The following is a 16,916-nucleotide window of genomic DNA, read 5'->3' as shown; positions in this document are numbered from 1 at the left end:
ACGCCACGTTCCGCTGACGCTATCCCCGATTTCGCCCAGAGCGGCCCGGGGAACCGCGGCGCCACCATTTCCTACTTGATCCGCCGTCATGGACGGAAGAGGGAGCCGGCGCTCGCTCCGGCCGGGAGCGATCGAGAGGACCATCACCCGTGGATGCATTGTCGTATCAGTCGCTCGTAACGGGCGCCGTCGCGCTCGTGGTCGCACGCACCTTCTACGTGCGCGTCAAGAGGGCCCCCGAAGGCAACGAGACGATGGCGCGCATCGCGCGCTACGTCCGCGAGGGGGCGATGGCCTTCCTCGCGCGCGAGTACAAGGTGCTCGCCGTCTACGCCGCCGTCGTCTTCGCGCTCCTGGCCGCGACGCTCGGGCTCCTCGCCGCGGGCGCCTTCGCCGCCGGCGCGTTCCTGTCGCTCATCGCCGGCTTCTTCGGCATGAAGGCCGCGACGTACGCCAACGTCCGCACGGCCGAGGCCGCCCGCGCGCACGGCAAGCCCACCGCGCTCGTCACCGCGCTCGACGGCGGCGCCGTCATGGGCCTCTGCGTCGCGGGGCTCGGCCTCATCGGCCTCGGCGGCATCTACGCCCTGTTCCGCAACCACGAGCACCTCGCGACCATCGTCCACTCGTTCGCGGTCGGGGCGAGCTCGATCGCGCTCTTCGCCCGCATCGGCGGCGGCATCTACACGAAGGCCGCCGACGTCGGCGCCGACATCGTCGGCAAGGTCGAGGCGAACATCCCCGAGGACGACCCGCGCAACCCGGGCGTCATCGCCGACAACGTCGGCGACAACGTCGGCGACATCGCGGGCATGGGCGCCGACATCTACGAGAGCTACGTGGCCGCGGTCGTCGCCGCGATCGCGCTCGGCCTCACGATGCCGATCGCCAAGCTGCAGCAGCTCGCGCCGTCGGCGGGCGAGGTGGAGCTCCGCGCCATGGCCGTGTCGCTGCCGCTGCTCCTCGCGACGATCGGCCTCGCGGTGTCGGTCGTCGGCATCTTCATCACGCGCGCGCTCAAGAACCTGCCCCCGGCCCGGGTGCTGCGCCTCGCGCTCATCGTCCCGCCGTTCCTCGTCGTGCTCGCGGCGGCCGCCATCCTCCCGGGGCTCGGCTTCAGCTCCGGCGCCGTCGTCACCCTCGCGGCCGGCGCGGCGGGCGGCGCCATCGTCGGCCTCGTGACCGACTACTACACGTCGATGGGCCCCATCCACAAGGTGGCCCAGAGCTCGCTCACCGGCCCCGGCACCAACGTCATCCGCGGCATCGCCGTCGGCCTCGAGAGCGTCGCGATCCCCCTCGTGACCCTCGTCGCCGTGGGCTGGATCTCGAACCACTACCTCGGCCTCTACGGCATCGCGCTCGCCGCGGTCGGCATGCTCGCGGGCACCGCGATCGTCATGACCGTCGACGCGTACGGCCCGATCGCCGACAACGGCGGCGGCATCTCCGAGATGGCCGGCCTCGGCAAGGAGGTCCGCGCGATCACCGACGAGCTCGACGCGGTCGGCAACACCACCGCGGCCGTCGGCAAGGGCTTCGCGATCGGCTCGGCGGTGCTCACCGTCGTCGCGCTGTTCGCCGCGTTCAACATGGAGGTCGACGCGGTCCGTCGCGCGAAGGGGCTCCCGGAGCTCGTGCTCTACCTGACGGACGCGAAGGTCCTCATGGGGCTCCTCTTCGGCGCCCTCCTCCCCTGCCTCGTCGGCGCGCTGACGATGACCGCCGTCGGCCGCGCGGCCGGCTCGATCGTCGAGGAGATCCGCCGTCAGTTCCGCGAGATCCCCGGCCTGCTCGAGGGCAAGCCGGGCGTCGACCCGCAGCCGAAGGTCATCGTCGACATCGCCACGTCGGCCGCCATCCGCGAGATGATCGCGCCCGGCGCCATCGCGGTGCTCGCGCCGGTCGTCGTCGGCTTCGTGGCCGGCCCCGAGGTCCTCGCGGGCACGCTGGCCGGCGCGCTCGTCGTCGGCGCGGTGCTCTCGCTGATGATGGCGAACGGCGGCGGCGCCTGGGACAACGCCAAGAAGCACATCGAGAAGGGCGGCCTCGACGGCCACGCGAAGGGCTCCGACGCCCACAAGGCCGCCGTCGTCGGCGACACCGTCGGCGATCCCTTCAAGGACACGTCCGGCCCCGGCATCTCGATCCTCATCAAGGTGATGGGCGTCGTGTCGCTCCTCATCGCCCCGCTCATCGCCTGAGCGGACCCGCCGTCGCGACGCGCCGATCCGCGTCGTCCTCGCCCTGCCTCACGGGCCGAATCTCCTCGGCCGACGACATCGCTTCAGCGCTGCAGATGGCCGTTGAGCCGCTCGGGGTGATGGCGTAAACGTCATCGTCCCGACTCGACAGGTCTCATGAGGATCAGCCGCCGTTCGCAGGTGCCGCCGTTCGCGGTCATGGAGGTGCTCGCCGCCGCCAACGCGCGGCGCGCGGCGGGCGAGCCGGTGATCAGCCTGTGCGCGGGCCAGCCGGGCTCCGGGGCGCCCGCCGTCGTGCGCGAGCGGGCGGCCGCGCTCCTCGCGGACGGCGACCTCGGGTACACCGAGGCGCTCGGCATCCCGGCGCTGCGCCGCGCGCTCGCGGAGCACTACGGCCGCTGGTACGGCGTGGACCTCGACCCGTCGCGCGTCGCCCTCACCACCGGGTCGTCGGGCGGGTTCCTGCTCGCGTTCCTCGCGGCGTTCGAGCCGGGCGACCGCGTGGCGCTCGCGCGCCCGGGCTACCCGGCGTACCGGAACATCCTCCGCTCCCTCGGGGTGGAGGCGGTCGAGCTGCCGTGCGGCCCGGAGAGCCGCTTCCAGCCGACCACGTCGCAGCTCGCGGCCGCGCACGACGGCGGGAAGCTCGACGGCCTGATCCTGGCGAGCCCGGCGAACCCGACGGGCACGATGATCGACGCCGCGGAGCTCGACGCGATCGCGCGCTGGTGCGCGGAGCATGGCGTCCGGCTGGTGAGCGACGAGATCTATCACGGCCTCACGTACGGCGCGTGGGCCGGGCGCCAGGCGACGGCGGCGCGCTACGGCGACGCGGGCGCCGTCGTCGTCTCGAGCTTCTCGAAGTACTGGGCCATGACGGGGTGGCGCCTGGGGTGGCTCGTGCTCCCGCCGAAGCTCGTCGCGCCGGTCGACGCGCTGGCGGGGAACCTCGCGCTGTGCCCGCCCGCCCTGGCGCAGCACGCGGCGCTCGCGGCCCTGACCCCGGAGGCGTACGCCGAGGCGGACCGGCTGGTGGAGGGCTACGCGGCGGCGCGCGACCTGCTGCTGCGACGGCTACCCGAGCTCGGCTGGAAGGTCGCGCCGCCCGACGGCGCCTTCTACCTGTACGCCGACGTCGGCACGGACGACTCGGTCGCGTGGTGCGAGCGGCTGCTCGCCGACACGGGCGTGGCGCTCACGCCGGGCACGGACTTCGACGGCGAAGGTGGCGCGCGGTGCGTCCGGCTGTCCTTCGCGGCCCCGGTCGAGCAGGTCGACGAGGCGGTGACGCGGATCGTCGCCTGGCAGCGCGCGCGGTGACCGACGCGCGACATCGGCGGCCTGCCTCGCGACCGCGTCAGCCGCCCTCCGGCATGAGCACGGCGAGCGCCGTATCGATGAACGCTCGCAGCTTCGCCTGCGTCTGCGCGCGGGCGGGAAAATAGAGGTAGAACCCGGGCCCCGTCGGCGCGCGGCGCTCGAGCGCCGTCGCGAGCGCCCCGCTCGCCAGGTCCTCCGCCACGGCGAGATCGAACACGTACGCGAGCCCGAGCCCCTCGCGCGCCAGGGACACCGCCAGATGGGCGTCGTTGACCGTGAGCGCGCCGGGAGCGTGCACGGCGACCTCGCGGTGATCGCGCACGAACTCCCAGCGATAGAGCGCGGCGCTCTGGAATCGGTACCGGATGCACGTGTGCGCGAGCAGATCCTCGGGCTCCTCGGGGCGGCCGTGGGCCGCGAAGTAAGCCGGCGCGCCGACCACGAGCCAGCGGAGATCGCGCGTGAGGCGCACGGCGGTCATGTCCTGGGCGAGGCCGTCGCCGAGCCGCACGCCGGCGTCGAAGCCGGCGTCGGCGAGATCGACGAAGGCGTCGTTCACCGAGATCTCGACGGCCACGTCGGGGTAGGCGCGGCGGAAGCGCGGGAGCACCGGCTCGACCACGACGGGCACGGCCGTCCGAGGGACTGTGAGGCGGAGCAGCCCCGCAGGCCGGCTCCGGAGCTCGTCGAGCGCCTCGAGCGCGGCGCCGATCTCACCGGCCGCGGGCGCGAGGCGCTCGTGGAGCCGCTCGCCGGCCTCGGTGAGCCCCACGTGGCGCGTCGTGCGCGAGAAGAGCGGCAGGCCGACGCGGCGTTCGAGCGCGCGGATCGCCTGGCTCACGGCGCCCGTGGTCACGCCGAGCTCCGCGGCGGCGGCGCGGAAGCTCCGGTGCCTCGCCACGGTGAGGAAGACGGTCAGCCCTTCGAAGCGGTCCGCCGCGCGGTTCATCGCTCGATTGTATAGCAGCGCTCATCGGTCCGTTTCGCGCGGCGGGCCTACCGGTCGCGGCGGGGCGGGCGCATCTAGCCTGTGCGCGGCGGGGCATGCCGCCCTGCTCGACGGTCGGATGATTTGGAGAACACGAGCCCACGGGCTCCTACGATGAGGAGAGGCGCATGGCCATCACCCTGGTGAACCCCAGCGGGTTGCCGAAGATCGAGGCGTACCGACAGGTGTCGATCGCCACCGGGTCGAGACTGGTGTTCATCGCGGGCCAGGTCGCCTGGGACGCCGAAGGGCGCACGGTCGGCGTGGGCGACTTCGCCGCTCAGGTCGAGCAGTGTTATCTCAACGTCGCCACCGCCCTGGCGGCGGTCGGCGGCACCTTCAACGACGTGGCGAAGCTGACCATCTAAGCCGTCGGCTGGACTCCCGACAAGATGCCCTTGTTGCTCGAGGGGATCGCTCGGGCGGCCGCGAAGCTGGGCGTGGTCCCGGTCCCGCCGGGCACGCTGCTGGGCATCAGCGCGCTCTCCGACCCCGAGCACCTGGTCGAAGTCGAGGTCACCGCGGTCCTCGACTGAGCGCGGGACGGTGCGGCGGCGTGGACGGGAACCCCCCTCACGGAACCAGCAACGCACCTCGGCGGCGCGGCGTCAGCAGCCAGGCACGGCGATATCGACGTCGAGCAGCACGTCCGCGGCGACGGTCGTCTCCTCGTCGGGACGGCCGCTCGCGCGGGCCTCGGTCGTGATCCTCATGCTCGGCGCTACGACATAGGGCTTGAGATCTACGCCCTCGATCACGTCCATCGACAGCTCGCGCGCCCCGCGAGGGACCTCGTCCAGCTTCGCGATGAGCACCCGCGGCTGCCCCTCGGTCTCGGCGAAGAACGACGCGGAGCGCAGGAAATCGAGGCTCCCGTCGGCCGGGCTCTCGACCCGCAGCGTGAAGTGGACGAGATGCACCGCGTCGACGTCGTCCTTGGTGACACCCTGGTTCTCGAACTCCGCCGAGAGATCGATCCGCTGGAAGGCGTCGAATTCCAGCAAGCCGAGGGTGTCGTCGATGATCGTGCCCGCCGGGACGACCGCCCTGGCGCCGACCTCCACGTCGATGTTGTCGAGCGAATCGCACATGGGAAGCGCGCACAGGCCGAGGACGCCGGCCGCGCGCGCGAGCGCTGCGCCGAGGGAGCGCCGTCGGCCGTGCCGAGGAGATCGCGGCCTCGTGCGAGCGGGACAGGGCGAGTTGGTCATGGGATCAGTCTACCGCGCCACCTCGCCCCGCGCGCCCGCACTGTTACGTTGTCGCCTGAGCTCGTCCTTGGTTCGCCGCTCCGGGTCCTGCGCTCCAGCGGGCCCCGTTGTGGCCCGCCTTCGCTCCGGCCCCTCCGCGACGAACCAGGGACGAACTTGGGCTTCTTCCCTGGTGCTGGGGAGCGAGGAGTAGAAGTTCGAACAATTTCAAAAACTTCGACTTGCCTCTCAGCCGGGTCCTCTTCCGGTCTGGCCCAACGCGGGCCCAACCGGCGCTCATCGGCCACCTCGGCGTCCACCTCGGGGAGGGCGGCCACGTCGCCCCGGGCCAGCGCGTGGCGGGGCGACGCGGAGGCAAGGGAGACCTCCTTGCTCGTCGGCCGCACCTTCGGTTCCTCGGACGCGGGACCGTCTCCCGCTACCGAACCGCCCTTGCCGGCCAGCTCAGGGATCGCCTCGTCCAACGGGGCGAAGTCCCCCAGGGCGAGCTCCGCGACCTTCCGCGCAGCGCGCTTGTAATTGTGGATTTGATCGCTCGAGCTGTGACCGGTCCGATCGGAGATCCACGTTTCCGTGCGGCCATTCGCGAGCTTGATGGTGATGAAGGTCGCACGCGTGTCGTGCAAACGGATGTTCAGCCTTGTTGCCGTGGTCTCGAACAGCTCAGGCCGGTCGATTCCGGCACGTCGAAGGTGGTCTCGAAAGTTCATCGCCCCATTGTGCCCTGGCAAGGCGTTGCCCCACTTCCCGACGAACACGCGCTCCTTGTCGGGACAGATATCGCACCACTTCCGGAGCGCACGCACAACGTCGGGCGAAAGTGCCCACGCCCGGGGATCGTCCGTCTTGTTCTCGTCGAGAACAACGGCCCCCCGGTCAAGATCCAGATCTGACCATTGGAGCCTTCCAGCCTCGTCAGCTCGCATCCCCTCGCGGATGAGGAAGCCGTAGTAGATCCGGAAGCACAGCGGGATCGCCTGGCTCCGCATGAGGCGATGGTCCTCGTCCGGGTAGAGGTACCCTTTCGCCTTGTCGTCACCCGCTTTGGGGATCCATCCACGTGGCAAGGGATTGCTGGGAATGACTCTCGCTGGGTAGGCCGCGAGTGACAATATTCGGTGAACCATGTTCGCAACGTTTCTGCGCGTTCCGGGCTCCAAGTGCCCTGGCAGCAACGACATCGCGCGATCAGCATGGTCGAGTGTGAATCGTGCGAGAGGAACCGGGCCGAGCACGTCGAGCACGTGAGCGAGTCGCGTTCTATAATCATCTACACTGCGGATCGCCTTCACATGATCCGGATACTGCTCGGCCAGCTTCCCAGACAGGAACAGCTCAGCAAACTCGGCGAAGGTTGTTTCCCCCGAGGAGCGGGCGCGCGCTTCGCCCTTGCACAGGTGATCGATCGCAAGCCGGACATCCCGGAGGGCGTTTCCCTCGCGCGCGGCAGCCTGCTCCAGCAGCGGCACGCCGAGCACGATCTGCCCGGCGGCGAGTAGTCGCCCCGCAAGCTCGGACAGCACCTGCAGCCGCGCCTTGGCTTCTTGCTCCGTGCGGCACGTCGGCAGGCTGAACGTGCGTCGCCCGGCCTCGCCGAGGCTGAGGCGTGCAGTCCACGTCTTCCCGCGCAGCCGGACGGAGCCGGAGCCGTTGGCGCGCTTCTCTCCTGCAGACCTGCCACCCGCGCGGGCGGCAGGCTTCGGGCGCTCCGTCGAGCTGGCCGAGCCCGGCAGACCCGCGTTGGGCGCGGCAGGCTCCGCCGGCAGTAAGGCGCGCCTGCCGGAGCCGCTCGAACGCGTACGCCGGTCGGGCGATGTGGATGCGGGAAGGGATGATGAAGGGAGGGCCGGCGAGCGCTTGGCACGCGCCCGCCGCTGGGGTACGTCGGTCATGGATCGGTCTCCGGTGATGCGGGGGTCGATCAAGGGCTCGTTCGGTGTTGGAAGCGCCGAGCGGGCCCGCTCTACTTCGGCGGCAGCCTACCACGGCTCGCGCTTTCGCCATGAGGGCCCGCTCGGTCGGTACGTGCACGTGGGACAGATTCGAGGCCGGCAGCGGCGAGGACTGCCGCAACCCGCGTGCGCTCATCCGCCTCGGCGTCACGGCGCACTTCCCGCTCACTGGCCAGCGCCTGCAGGTAGGCAACGAACGCCTCACGCTGGACCAAGCGCAGCTTGCCTAGCTTGGTGACCGGCAGGGGAAAGCCCGGCGCGCGGATCGTGTCGAGGAAGACGCGCGCCGGGACGCCGGTGACCGCCTCGACGTTCTTCTGCGAGAGCATCTCCGGAGGCGGCGCCGTGATCGTGAGCCCGTCCAGCGGGATCGAGAGCGTCGCCGTTGCCGTCGTCGTCGCGGACTGGTCGCGCCCCGTGGAACTGCACGACCCGCTGGCGGGCGCCTCCGGGAATTCCTTCTCGCCCACCCGGACGATGTTGTCTGCCTGACGAAGAGCAAGGGGTGCCGATACACGCGCGAGATCCGCTCGTGCCATGCCGTACCTCCATCGTGTTAGGTTGGCGAGCAACCGTGACCGATGCCGCCGAAAGAGGCCCGAAAAGGTAATTCTGCGCCTAAGGTAATTCGACTCGAATTACCCGGTGATGCGCCTGGGGAAATATGACGTCCTGTCGCGTGGTTAGGTGCTCTAGGAAGCGCCGCTGAGGGGCCGGAAAACGGGGGAGCGAAGGGCGCGATTTGGTAATTCTGCGCGCCCCCTCGGCGCCGCCCCCGAAGGCACGCCGAGGGGTGCGCCGCAGTCGGCGCGTCGCACAGAACGCGACCCGTGCGCGCTCGCGCCGAGACGCTCCACGAGCAGCAGGATCTCGTCGTGACGCGTCCGCGGCGCCCGGGTGGGTCGCCTGGACACCTCGTACGGAAGAGGATCGACGGGTCTGCCCTGGTGTACACCCCTCGTTCGCGGCCGTTTCCCGTGGAGAGTCGCTGTGTTACACTTGCTCCTGTCTAGGCCCAGCCGTCGTAGCAAGATGTACTCTGTGGCGGTCCCTGGGTATGGCCGTAGCCACGCGTACGCGCCCCGCTCAGCCGCTCCCTGAGGGGCGACTACTGCCGGATTGCCGCGCTCGGCGAACCTGGGGGATCTCGGCGCGCTCGTCGCGCCCTGCTACCTGGCCCAAGGGATCGCCAACGCCGGGCTAAGGGACCTCGAGGAGCGCGAGCGCCGCCACCGCGCTGCGTGCGAAGCGCCCAGGCGCAAGGTGCCGCGCCGCGGGACGGCTCCTTCCCGCTTGCGTACGTCCGCGCTGCGTAGCGCGCGACCTGCGCAGGCCGGTGGCGCGGCACTGGTCGCGCTCCTTCCACCGCCGGTTCCGCTCCCAATAGAGCAAACTCTTCGGCAGTGCGGCACTGCCGGCTAGCGGAGTCCTTCGCTTCGCACAACGAGCCGGGCTCGGCTACCCTGAAGGCACCCGCTTCGCGCGTGCCCTGCGCGGCCTCCCGACCGTCGCCTCCGGCAGAGTGGCGCGGCGCATCAGAACACCGGGCGCGACACCGAGCGCGTCAGCTAGGCGGACGAGAATGACGACCCCGAGGTTCGTCTTTCCCCTCTCGACGCGCTGCAGGAAGCCGGTGCTGATACCCGTCGCTTTGGCGAGTGCCTCCTGGCTCAGACCGGACCGTACACGAAACCGATGCACGTTCGCCCCAATGTACTCGAGCACCGCATCCGCATGATCGCCCTCCATACCTGCGGCGTCCCCTCCGCGTCCTGCGAAAACGCAACCTTTAGGTTAGGTTCCCTTGACTGCCATGGTTCGCGGCGCATAAGCTGCGGGCAGCGCAACAAGTGCAGCCCGCGGGCGCGCCAACGCCCCGGGCTGCGTGGCCGAACCCCGCTTGCACGAGGTCCGACATGGAAACAGTACGTCCACGCCCTGAACAGGGCCAAGAGATCGATCCGTCCTCCCGCCGCCGCCCCCGTCCCGCTGCTTGCAGCCGGCTCGCCGGTCTGCCTAGAGGCCGGCACCAGCTATTGCCGCCCGGTCTCGATGATGCTCCAGCCCCTCACATCGAGCATGCTGCGTGATGGTGAGGAGCTCTACGCAGCGAAGATGGCCATCATGGAGGGCGCTCGCTCCGCGTACGCAACGAGGGAGGACGACACCCCTGAAGCCGCGGTACCTACATTCCGGCCAGCTGCCCCGAATTCTCATCGGAAGGAGCTACCGGCACGTGACTGCATCCATTCCGGCCACCGCTCGAAAATTACCACCCATCGTTGCTCCCACGCCCGCCTCACGACGGGGTAGGTCCACCAGCGGAGCGGAGCAGCGGCGCGGTGCCGGCCACAAAATAGGCGACGAGGAGACCTGATCTTGGCCGACAGCCTCCTCGTCGTGCTCCGGTTCTTGTGCCCAGGAATCGAAGCGGTCGCAGTGTTATCCAGAGCGCCATCGACATCAAGCGCTGGCAGCAGCAACCCCCCTCGGTCGTCGAAGCGCGCCCTGCTCGCTGCCCCGCCTGCGGCGTCGCGAGTTGTCCGCTCGGAGGCGCCATCCAGCTCCAAGGTCACGGCAGGCGCGAGCGGCAGGTCTGGGGCCCTGCCAGCCCGGACCAACCGCCCGAGGTGATGCCGGTCACCGCCCGCCGCTACCGCTGCCTCCGTTGCGGCGCCGTGCTCCTCGTCGTTCCTCGCGGTGTGCTCGGTCGGCGCACGTACAGCGCCGCCGCGATAGGCTTCGCCCTCGCGCTCTGGGGCCTCGCGCTCGCGACGGCAGCCGAGGTCCGGCGGCGCGTGGGCCCGGCGAGGATCCTCGGCGACAGCGCCGTCACCGGCTGGGCCACGCTGCGCCGGTGGGCGCGCGATGTCGCGCAGCGACGTCTCTTTGCGGAAGCCCCCGGCCCAGGCCCACCCGCATCCCTTCGTCAGAGCGCGGCCAGCGCCGCGGCAGCGCTCGCGGCGAGCGCTGCCCCAACGACCCGGGCGCTGCCGATCGAGCACCGCGCCTTCCTCGGCGCCGCGCACGCGGCGTGAGGGCCTCTGCCCTTTCAGAGTCCCAATCGTACAGCCCACCTGAGAGGATCCCTGCCGAAAACGCCGCCGATCCCGGACAAGGACCGCGCGCCAGCAAGGCGCAGAAAGGACCTGTTCGAATGGCTCTCGGCCCCGCCGACCACGCCGAGACCGTGGCGATCTATCGCGCCACGGTCATCGGCCCTCTGATGCACCGCGTGCTCACCCACGGCCAGCTCGCCGCCGAGCTGCGCACGCTCAGCGAGCAGCGGTTTCGCCCGCCGGGCGCGCACAGCACGCGCACCTACTCGGTGCCCACGCTCCAGCGCTGGCTGTACGCCTATCGCGCAGCTGGCCTCGACGGCCTGCGTCCGCAGCCACGCAGCGATCGAGGCTTCGCGCAGCGGCTGCCTGAAGAGCTGCGTGCGTTGCTGCTCGATATCCGGCGCGAGCATCCCTACGCCTCGGTGCCGCTCATCCTCAAGACGCTCGTCGATGACGGACGCCTCGAAGCGGGCAAGGTCTCCGAGCCCACCGTACGGCGCCTGTACGCGGCGCACGGACTTCGCCGCCGCGCTGCGCGCGCCGAGGGCGAGCCGAAGACGCGGCTGCGCTGGCAAGCCGAGCGCCCCGGCGCGCTCTGGCACGGTGACGTCTGTCACGTGACCGGCTGCACCGTCGGCGGCAAAGCGATGCCGATCCGCATCCACGGGCTGCTCGACGACGCCTCTCGCTACGTCGTCGCGCTCGAGGCGCACACCACCGAGAAAGAGGTCGACATGCTCGGCATGACCGTCGACGCCCTGCGCCGTCACGGCAAGCCCGACGCGCTCTATCTCGACAACGGCTCGACCTACCGCGGCGACATCCTCAAGACCGCGTGCGCGCGGCTCGGCATCACGCTCCTGCACGCAAAGCCCTACGACCCCGAGGCGCGCGGCAAGATGGAGCGCTTCTGGCGCACGCTGCGCGAAGGGTGCCTCAACTACCTCGGTGCCGTGGCCTCGCTCGTCGACATCAACACGACGCTCCGCGCCTTCCTCGACAGGCGCTACCACCCGGCGCCACACGCGGGCCTGCTCGGCAAGACCCCGGCGCAGCTCTACGCAGCCCGCCCCGCCGGAGACAGCGCCGTCGATGAGAAGGCGCTACGCAGCGCGCTCACCGAGCGTACCCGGCGCCGCGTCTCGGGCGACAACATCGTCTCAGTCGACGGCATCGCCTGGCAGCTCGACCAGGGCTACCTCGCTGGCCAGATCGTCTCTGTCGCCCGGTGCTTCATCGCGCCGGACGAGCCGCCGTGGGTCGAGCACGAGGGCAAGCGCCTCATGCTGCATCCGGTCGACCCGCAGCGCAACGCGCGGCGCAAGCGGCCTCCGTGCGGCGGCCCAGCGGCGGATAAGCCGACGCGCCCGGTGGACTTCAACCCCGCGCGGACGCTCGGCCGCCGGGCGGGCGGAGGCGAGGACACCGGCGAGGCCGGAGGTGCAGCGTGAGCGAATCATACGTCCGCTTCTTCACCCTCTCGGCTGCGCCCTTCTCCAAGGAGATCCAGGACGGCGAGCTGTGGCTGCCGCCCTCCAAGGAGCAGCTCGTCGAGGAGGTGTGCGAGGCCGTGCACGAGCACGCCCAGGTGCTGCTGGTCGGCGAGCCCGGCGCCGGCAAGACGTGTGTGCTGCGGGCCGTGCGTCATCGGTTGCCGCAGGCAGGCTTCCGGTTGACCTACTGCCACAATGCCACACTGGGCCGTCGCGACTTCTATCGTCAGCTCTGCCATGCGCTCGGCCTCAACCCCGCTGCAACCGCGGCGGCCGTCTTCTACGCCGTCAGCGCGCATGTCGAGACACTCGGCCGCGAGCGTATTCACCCGGTCTTTCTGCTGGACGAAGCGCATCTGCTCCACCAGGACACGCTTGATCATCTCCACATCCTGCTCAACTACGAATGGGACAGTCGTGCACTGCTGTCGCTGATCCTGGTAGGGCTCCCTGACCTCCAAGATCGGCTCGAGCTGCGCAAGAATCGCTCGCTGTACTCGCGGATCGAGCGGCGTCTGTCGATTGGTCCAATGGTCCCCGACGATACCGGCCAGTACGTGCGGCTACGGATGAGCCGCGCCGGCGCCGACCGCGAGGTCTTCACCGCCGACGCCCTCCTCCTGCTGCACGAGGCGGCCGGATCGAGCCTGCGCGAGATCGACCGCATGGCCACCGCCGCGCTGCGCGAGGCGGCGCGGCGCAAGAAGAAGCTCGTCGAGCGCGAGGTGATGTCCCACATCGTCGGCGACCTGGGGACGGACGGCAGCTGACGCTGGACCGAGGCGGCGGGAACGCCCTCGGCGCCGGCGCAGGAGCGCCTCTTCGGCGCCAACGTCGGCGGACACGCGGTGATGGCCATCGCGAGGCAGCCCGCGGCGCACGCCGGAGCGATGGCCATCGCCCTCCTTGACCGCAACGGAGCACGCCCGCGATGGCCATCAAGGGGCCTGCTCGGCGAGCCATCAGCCAGCCTGAGCGTCAACACCAGCCATCTCACCCCGCCGTCTACCTCGAAGCCACCGCGCTCCTCGAACAGCGTCCGCTCATCCGCAGCACCCTCCGCGCCCGCGGCGTTCTCCCCGCCGATCTCGACGATGTCACGCAGGACACCGTCCTCGGCGCATGGCGCAGCATGCGCGCCGGCCGCTTCCGCCCGCCCCCGGCTCTTGCTCCCAGCGACGCCCTCCGCACCTGGCTCGCCGGTGTCGCCTCGCGACAGGCCTCACACTACCGAGACAAGGCCCACCGCCGGCACGAAGCACCCCCGCTCGATCTTCAGCGTCTCTCCACGTTCGCCGTCCCGTCTCCGGAGGAGCGCCTTGTCGCGCGGGGTTTGCTTCGTGCCTTCAACCACCTCCGCCCTGAGCTTCGCGAGGTCCTGGCGCTCACCGCCACCGGCCTGACGATGCTCGAGATCGCCGAATCCCTCGCAATCCCAAGGCCGACGGTGGCCACGCGGCTCCGTCTGGCGCGGCGCCTGTTCGCCCGCTCCCTCGCTCGCTGCCGGAGGTGGTCGCGATGAGCCGCGCCGTGCAGAGCGCCTGCCTGCAGGCGCTCGCGGATCTCGTCCCAGCCCTCGACCCGCCGCGGCTCGCCCCCGCCAAGGGGGCGTCATGAGCGGTGCGACCGAGAGCCCCCCTGTCGCCCCGCTCGTCGACGTGCCCACCGCCCCGGAGGCCACGCTCGTCGACCTAGTGCTCGGCCTGCCCGGTGCGGCGTCGCGCGTGCTCGGCATGCACGGCCTCCTGGGACTCGTGCGCCTGACGCCCTACGCGGTCGCGCAGCGGACCGAGCTCGCGCCCGAACACGCGCTGCGGCTGCTCGCCGCCCTCGAGCTCGGGCGGCGCGTGCACGCCGCGCGCACGCGCCGCCCGAGGCGCTTGCGCTCGTCGCGAGACATCGCCCGCTTCTTCGAACCCATGCTCGCCCACCTCGTGCATGAGGAACTCTGGATGGCGGCGCTCGACGTCCACCACGGCGTGCGCGGCGTCCGCATGCTCTCGCGCGGCGGCCTCATCGGCACCGTGGTCCAGCAGACCGATGTGCTGCGCGCCGCGCTTGAGATGGCCGCCACCTCGTTCGTGCTCTGCCACAACCATCCGAGCGGCGACCCCAAGCCTACCGACGAGGACGTGTTCCTGACCAACGCCGTGGAGCACGCCGCGCACCTGCTTGGCGTACCCCTCGCCGATCACGTCATCGTCACGCCAGCCGGGCGCTTCTCCTCCGCGTTCCGCCGCTGAACCGGTCCGCCACAACTTGCTCGGTCGTGGAGGGGCCGATCGCCCTCACGAGGTCGCGTTCTGCGCAATAAGATGCAGAAACGGGCCGTAGTGGCCCGCAATCTATACATGTGGACCGCAGAAGCACGCCGCATCTTATAGGCCGTTACCACGTTGGAAAGGCGGACGTCGATCCACCGCGGTGGTCGGATATGAACCGATGTCTGGATCGAGCCGCAAATGCAGCGAAATGAAGCGTGCAAAGGGCCAGGCTCGCATCGACCGAGCTGCCGCAAGCGTGCAGGGAGAGCAGAAGGAGCCGCAAACGAAGGGCGACGAGGCTCCGGACGCCGCAGCTACGCGGCCTACCAGCCCCGCCCAGGTCGCCCGGGTGGTCCGACGCCCCGTAGCGGGATCGACTTGGACTTCCCGGGGCGGGCGATCTACGATCGCGGTGTCATGCGCGTCACCGCCGTCACTTTCGAGAAGAGCGTACAAGAACTACTTGCGCCGCTGCCGTTCCTGGCCCCCATGGGGCCCCTGCCCTGCGCCAGGCTGATCAGCGCCCTCGGCACCGCCAGCAACTGGCGCCTGCTACTGCGTCGCGTTCTTCTGCACCTTCCACGCTTTAGCGACGAGCAACTGAACGACGCCACAGTGCTCGAGGAAGAGGTCCACCGGCGGGCGGCGGAGCTGAGCCAGCTTCGTAAGGGGATTCCCGAGTCCGTGCTTGGACCGCGCCGTCCCGACGCATGTCTTCATAAGGCGGTGCTCGAGTCTGTGCCGAACGATATAGCCGGGCTCGTTCACCGGAGCTGGCATTATCTCGCAACTGCCCGGAACGGAGTTCACCTCGGCTTGTATGCGCGGCCGGGAGGTCGTCCCGAAGATTTGCTTGCACTGGCGACCCTGTCGCCTCTCGACGTCCCACATCTGCTGTCGATCGTTCCTGATGCCCGTCATCCCGGATCGGCACTCGTTGTGTCTCGCCTTGTTGCCGCCGAAGGGGCACCTCGCAATACGATATCACACACGATGGGTCGCATATTTACCTGGTTGCGTCAGAATCATTCCGATGTACGTGTGCTGCTGAGCTATCTCAACCCGAATCTAGCGTTCCGAGGCAGTGTGTATCGGGCGTCGAATTGGCACCTATTGATGCGTGAGATTAAGCGATGTGTGTACTACATTGATGGCAACTACGTGACCGACAGAGAGGTCATTCGGCGTTTCGGCACAAATGATCCCGACGCACTTCGTCGACATGGTGCTGGTCAGGTATCCACATCCGTTCAGCCGCTTCAGCCGCTTGATGTATTTGCCTATTTTCTGCACCTAGCCGAGCGACGCAGAGCACACGCTGCTTGTGTACGCGACACGTCTCCTATTCTAGTGCGAGAAGGCGATGCTGCTGCTATTTACGAAACTCAAAGAAAACCGGCCCTTCTATAAGCGCGACCTCCTCAACGCGTGTACCTTGCCTATGGGGGACCGAATCCAATTCGCCTATCGCAGTGATTGGCTCTCGAAGGGCGTGAATGAGGGCGATGGGACGAGATTGGTCGAGGCGACCGTCTTGATAGTGTTTGCGGAGGAGAAGAAGGACGACGGCCTCTATTATCATCCGGTGCGGTTCGGTGTCATCCGGAATCAAAGTCGCGACCATGGCACGCTTTCTCTCGACGTAGAGCTGCGTGGATTCTTCGATTATGGAAAGCATAGTAGTGCGCTGAACCATATGATGGATCGCTTTCAGGCGTACGTGACAAGAAGTCCAGATCAGCCCGGCGGCAGATGCTTCGTGCGCGAAGACGATGATACCTATGCGTTAGACTCGTGCGACCGGTGGCAGCCGGTTGTTCAGCACATACGTAAGCTGGAGGGTTTGAGCCAGTCAGTGTTTTATGTGTTGCGAGTTGGCGAGTGCAGCGCAGAATTTGTCTCCCCTGGAAGAAAGCATAAGGGCGGGCATGACGAGTGTAATGTTAGCGCTGGCAAAGAGTATCGGTTGGCGCTTCATGTTGTGTATGGTGCGCATGCCAAGCAGGTCGTCCCGACTTTGAGCCTAAGTCCTGCACTGGGATCGATGAGCGGTCCGTTTGTGAAGCAGCGCTCGTCGGGTGTTGAGGTCGACTACTGGGTATCCGTCAAGAGAATCTTTCAGAAAGACATTGGCATGCTGTCGGTTCGGGTCGCCGATGGAGATGATGCATCGTCTGTCATGTCTCCGGAGTTGGTGTGGTTGATCCGCGTAAGCGTTAGCGGTGGGCTGCTTTGGGGGATAATATTTCTTATTGTGTTCGGCACAGCGATCGCATCGCTCGCGCCGGAGCACCTCTCGAAGATCGGTTTTGCGCAGAATCCCGTAGGCTGGTCGTTTGGTGCTAAGGTTCTGGGTGGTGTCATGCTGGGCGTCGGAACATGGCTTGGTTTTTCCAGGCTTCCAGTGAAAGGCCCTTCTTGA

The 16,916-nt window shown here is 68.9% G+C and carries 14 protein-coding genes and 1 pseudogene; 10 read left to right on the top strand and 5 right to left on the bottom strand.

The window, feature by feature from the left end:
• Positions 1-149 precede the first annotated feature (149 nt).
• Positions 150-2,204 carry a sodium-translocating pyrophosphatase gene (locus WME98_RS30875; protein ID WP_437945300.1) on the top strand — a complete coding sequence of 685 codons (2,055 nt, stop codon included), beginning with the start codon at positions 150-152 and terminating at the stop codon, positions 2,202-2,204.
• 156 nt (positions 2,205-2,360) lie between these two features.
• Positions 2,361-3,524: a pyridoxal phosphate-dependent aminotransferase gene (locus WME98_RS30870; RefSeq protein ID WP_437945299.1), complete on the top strand. Its 1,164-nt coding sequence runs from the start codon at positions 2,361-2,363 to the stop codon at positions 3,522-3,524.
• Positions 3,525-3,561: 37 nt separating this feature from the next.
• Here the strand turns inward: WME98_RS30870 and WME98_RS30865 are convergent, their stop codons facing one another.
• Positions 3,562-4,473 (bottom strand): LysR family transcriptional regulator, encoded by a 912-nt coding sequence (locus WME98_RS30865; RefSeq protein WP_020733298.1) that lies wholly within the window; start codon positions 4,471-4,473, stop codon positions 3,562-3,564.
• Positions 4,474-4,640: 167 nt separating this feature from the next.
• Here WME98_RS30865 and WME98_RS30860 point away from each other — a divergent pair.
• Positions 4,641-5,048 (top strand): annotated as a pseudogene (locus tag WME98_RS30860) (RidA family protein).
• Between the two features lie 72 nt (positions 5,049-5,120).
• Here the strand turns inward: WME98_RS30860 and WME98_RS30855 are convergent.
• From WME98_RS30855 to WME98_RS30840, 4 genes are all read right to left on the bottom strand, one after another.
• On the bottom strand, positions 5,121-5,603 hold the full coding sequence (locus tag WME98_RS30855) for a hypothetical protein (protein WP_437945298.1): 483 nt from the start codon (positions 5,601-5,603) through the stop codon (positions 5,121-5,123).
• 116 nt (positions 5,604-5,719) lie between these two features.
• On the bottom strand, positions 5,720-7,615 hold the full coding sequence (locus WME98_RS30850; RefSeq protein ID WP_437945297.1) for a tyrosine-type recombinase/integrase: 1,896 nt from the start codon (positions 7,613-7,615) through the stop codon (positions 5,720-5,722).
• 71 nt (positions 7,616-7,686) lie between these two features.
• Positions 7,687-8,214, bottom strand: coding sequence for a hypothetical protein (locus tag WME98_RS30845; RefSeq protein ID WP_437945296.1), 528 nt, complete (start codon positions 8,212-8,214; stop codon positions 7,687-7,689).
• Positions 8,215-9,133: 919 nt separating this feature from the next.
• Positions 9,134-9,424 (bottom strand): helix-turn-helix domain-containing protein, encoded by a 291-nt coding sequence (locus WME98_RS30840; RefSeq protein ID WP_437945295.1) that lies wholly within the window; start codon positions 9,422-9,424, stop codon positions 9,134-9,136.
• Between the two features lie 884 nt (positions 9,425-10,308).
• On the opposite strand from WME98_RS30840, the gene WME98_RS30835 reads away from it, so the two are divergent.
• The 7 genes from WME98_RS30835 to WME98_RS30805 all read left to right on the top strand — a co-directional run bounded on the left by WME98_RS30835 (position 10,309) and on the right by WME98_RS30805 (position 16,916).
• Positions 10,309-10,713 carry a hypothetical protein gene (locus tag WME98_RS30835; protein WP_437954008.1) on the top strand — a complete coding sequence of 135 codons (405 nt, stop codon included), beginning with the start codon at positions 10,309-10,311 and terminating at the stop codon, positions 10,711-10,713.
• A gap of 119 nt (positions 10,714-10,832) precedes the next feature.
• On the top strand, positions 10,833-12,188 hold the full coding sequence (locus WME98_RS30830) for a DDE-type integrase/transposase/recombinase (protein ID WP_437945294.1): 1,356 nt from the start codon (positions 10,833-10,835) through the stop codon (positions 12,186-12,188).
• Entirely contained in the window at positions 12,185-13,000 is an 816-nt protein-coding gene (locus WME98_RS30825) for an ExeA family protein (protein WP_437945293.1), read from the top strand. Before WME98_RS30830 ends, WME98_RS30825 begins: the two co-directional genes overlap by 4 nt.
• 161 nt (positions 13,001-13,161) lie before the next feature.
• Entirely contained in the window at positions 13,162-13,752 is a 591-nt protein-coding gene (locus WME98_RS30820; protein WP_437945292.1) for an RNA polymerase sigma factor, read from the top strand.
• A 91-nt stretch (positions 13,753-13,843) separates the two neighbouring features.
• Positions 13,844-14,473, top strand: a complete 630-nt coding sequence (locus WME98_RS30815) for a JAB domain-containing protein (RefSeq protein WP_437945291.1) — start codon at positions 13,844-13,846, stop codon at positions 14,471-14,473.
• Positions 14,474-14,911: 438 nt separating this feature from the next.
• Positions 14,912-15,904 carry a hypothetical protein gene (locus tag WME98_RS30810; RefSeq protein ID WP_437945290.1) on the top strand — a complete coding sequence of 331 codons (993 nt, stop codon included), beginning with the start codon at positions 14,912-14,914 and terminating at the stop codon, positions 15,902-15,904.
• A complete protein-coding gene (locus WME98_RS30805; protein ID WP_437945289.1) occupies positions 15,858-16,916 on the top strand; it encodes a hypothetical protein in 1,059 nt (352 codons plus the stop codon). The genes WME98_RS30810 and WME98_RS30805 overlap by 47 nt, the downstream gene beginning before the upstream one ends.

Origin of the sequence: Sorangium sp. So ce296 (assembly GCF_051529605.1) — a bacterium.
GTDB lineage: Bacteria > Myxococcota_A > Polyangia > Polyangiales > Polyangiaceae > Sorangium > Sorangium cellulosum_D.
The sequence above is the reverse complement of the archived record's forward strand: the minus strand, read 5'-3'. Positions and strand labels throughout refer to the sequence as shown.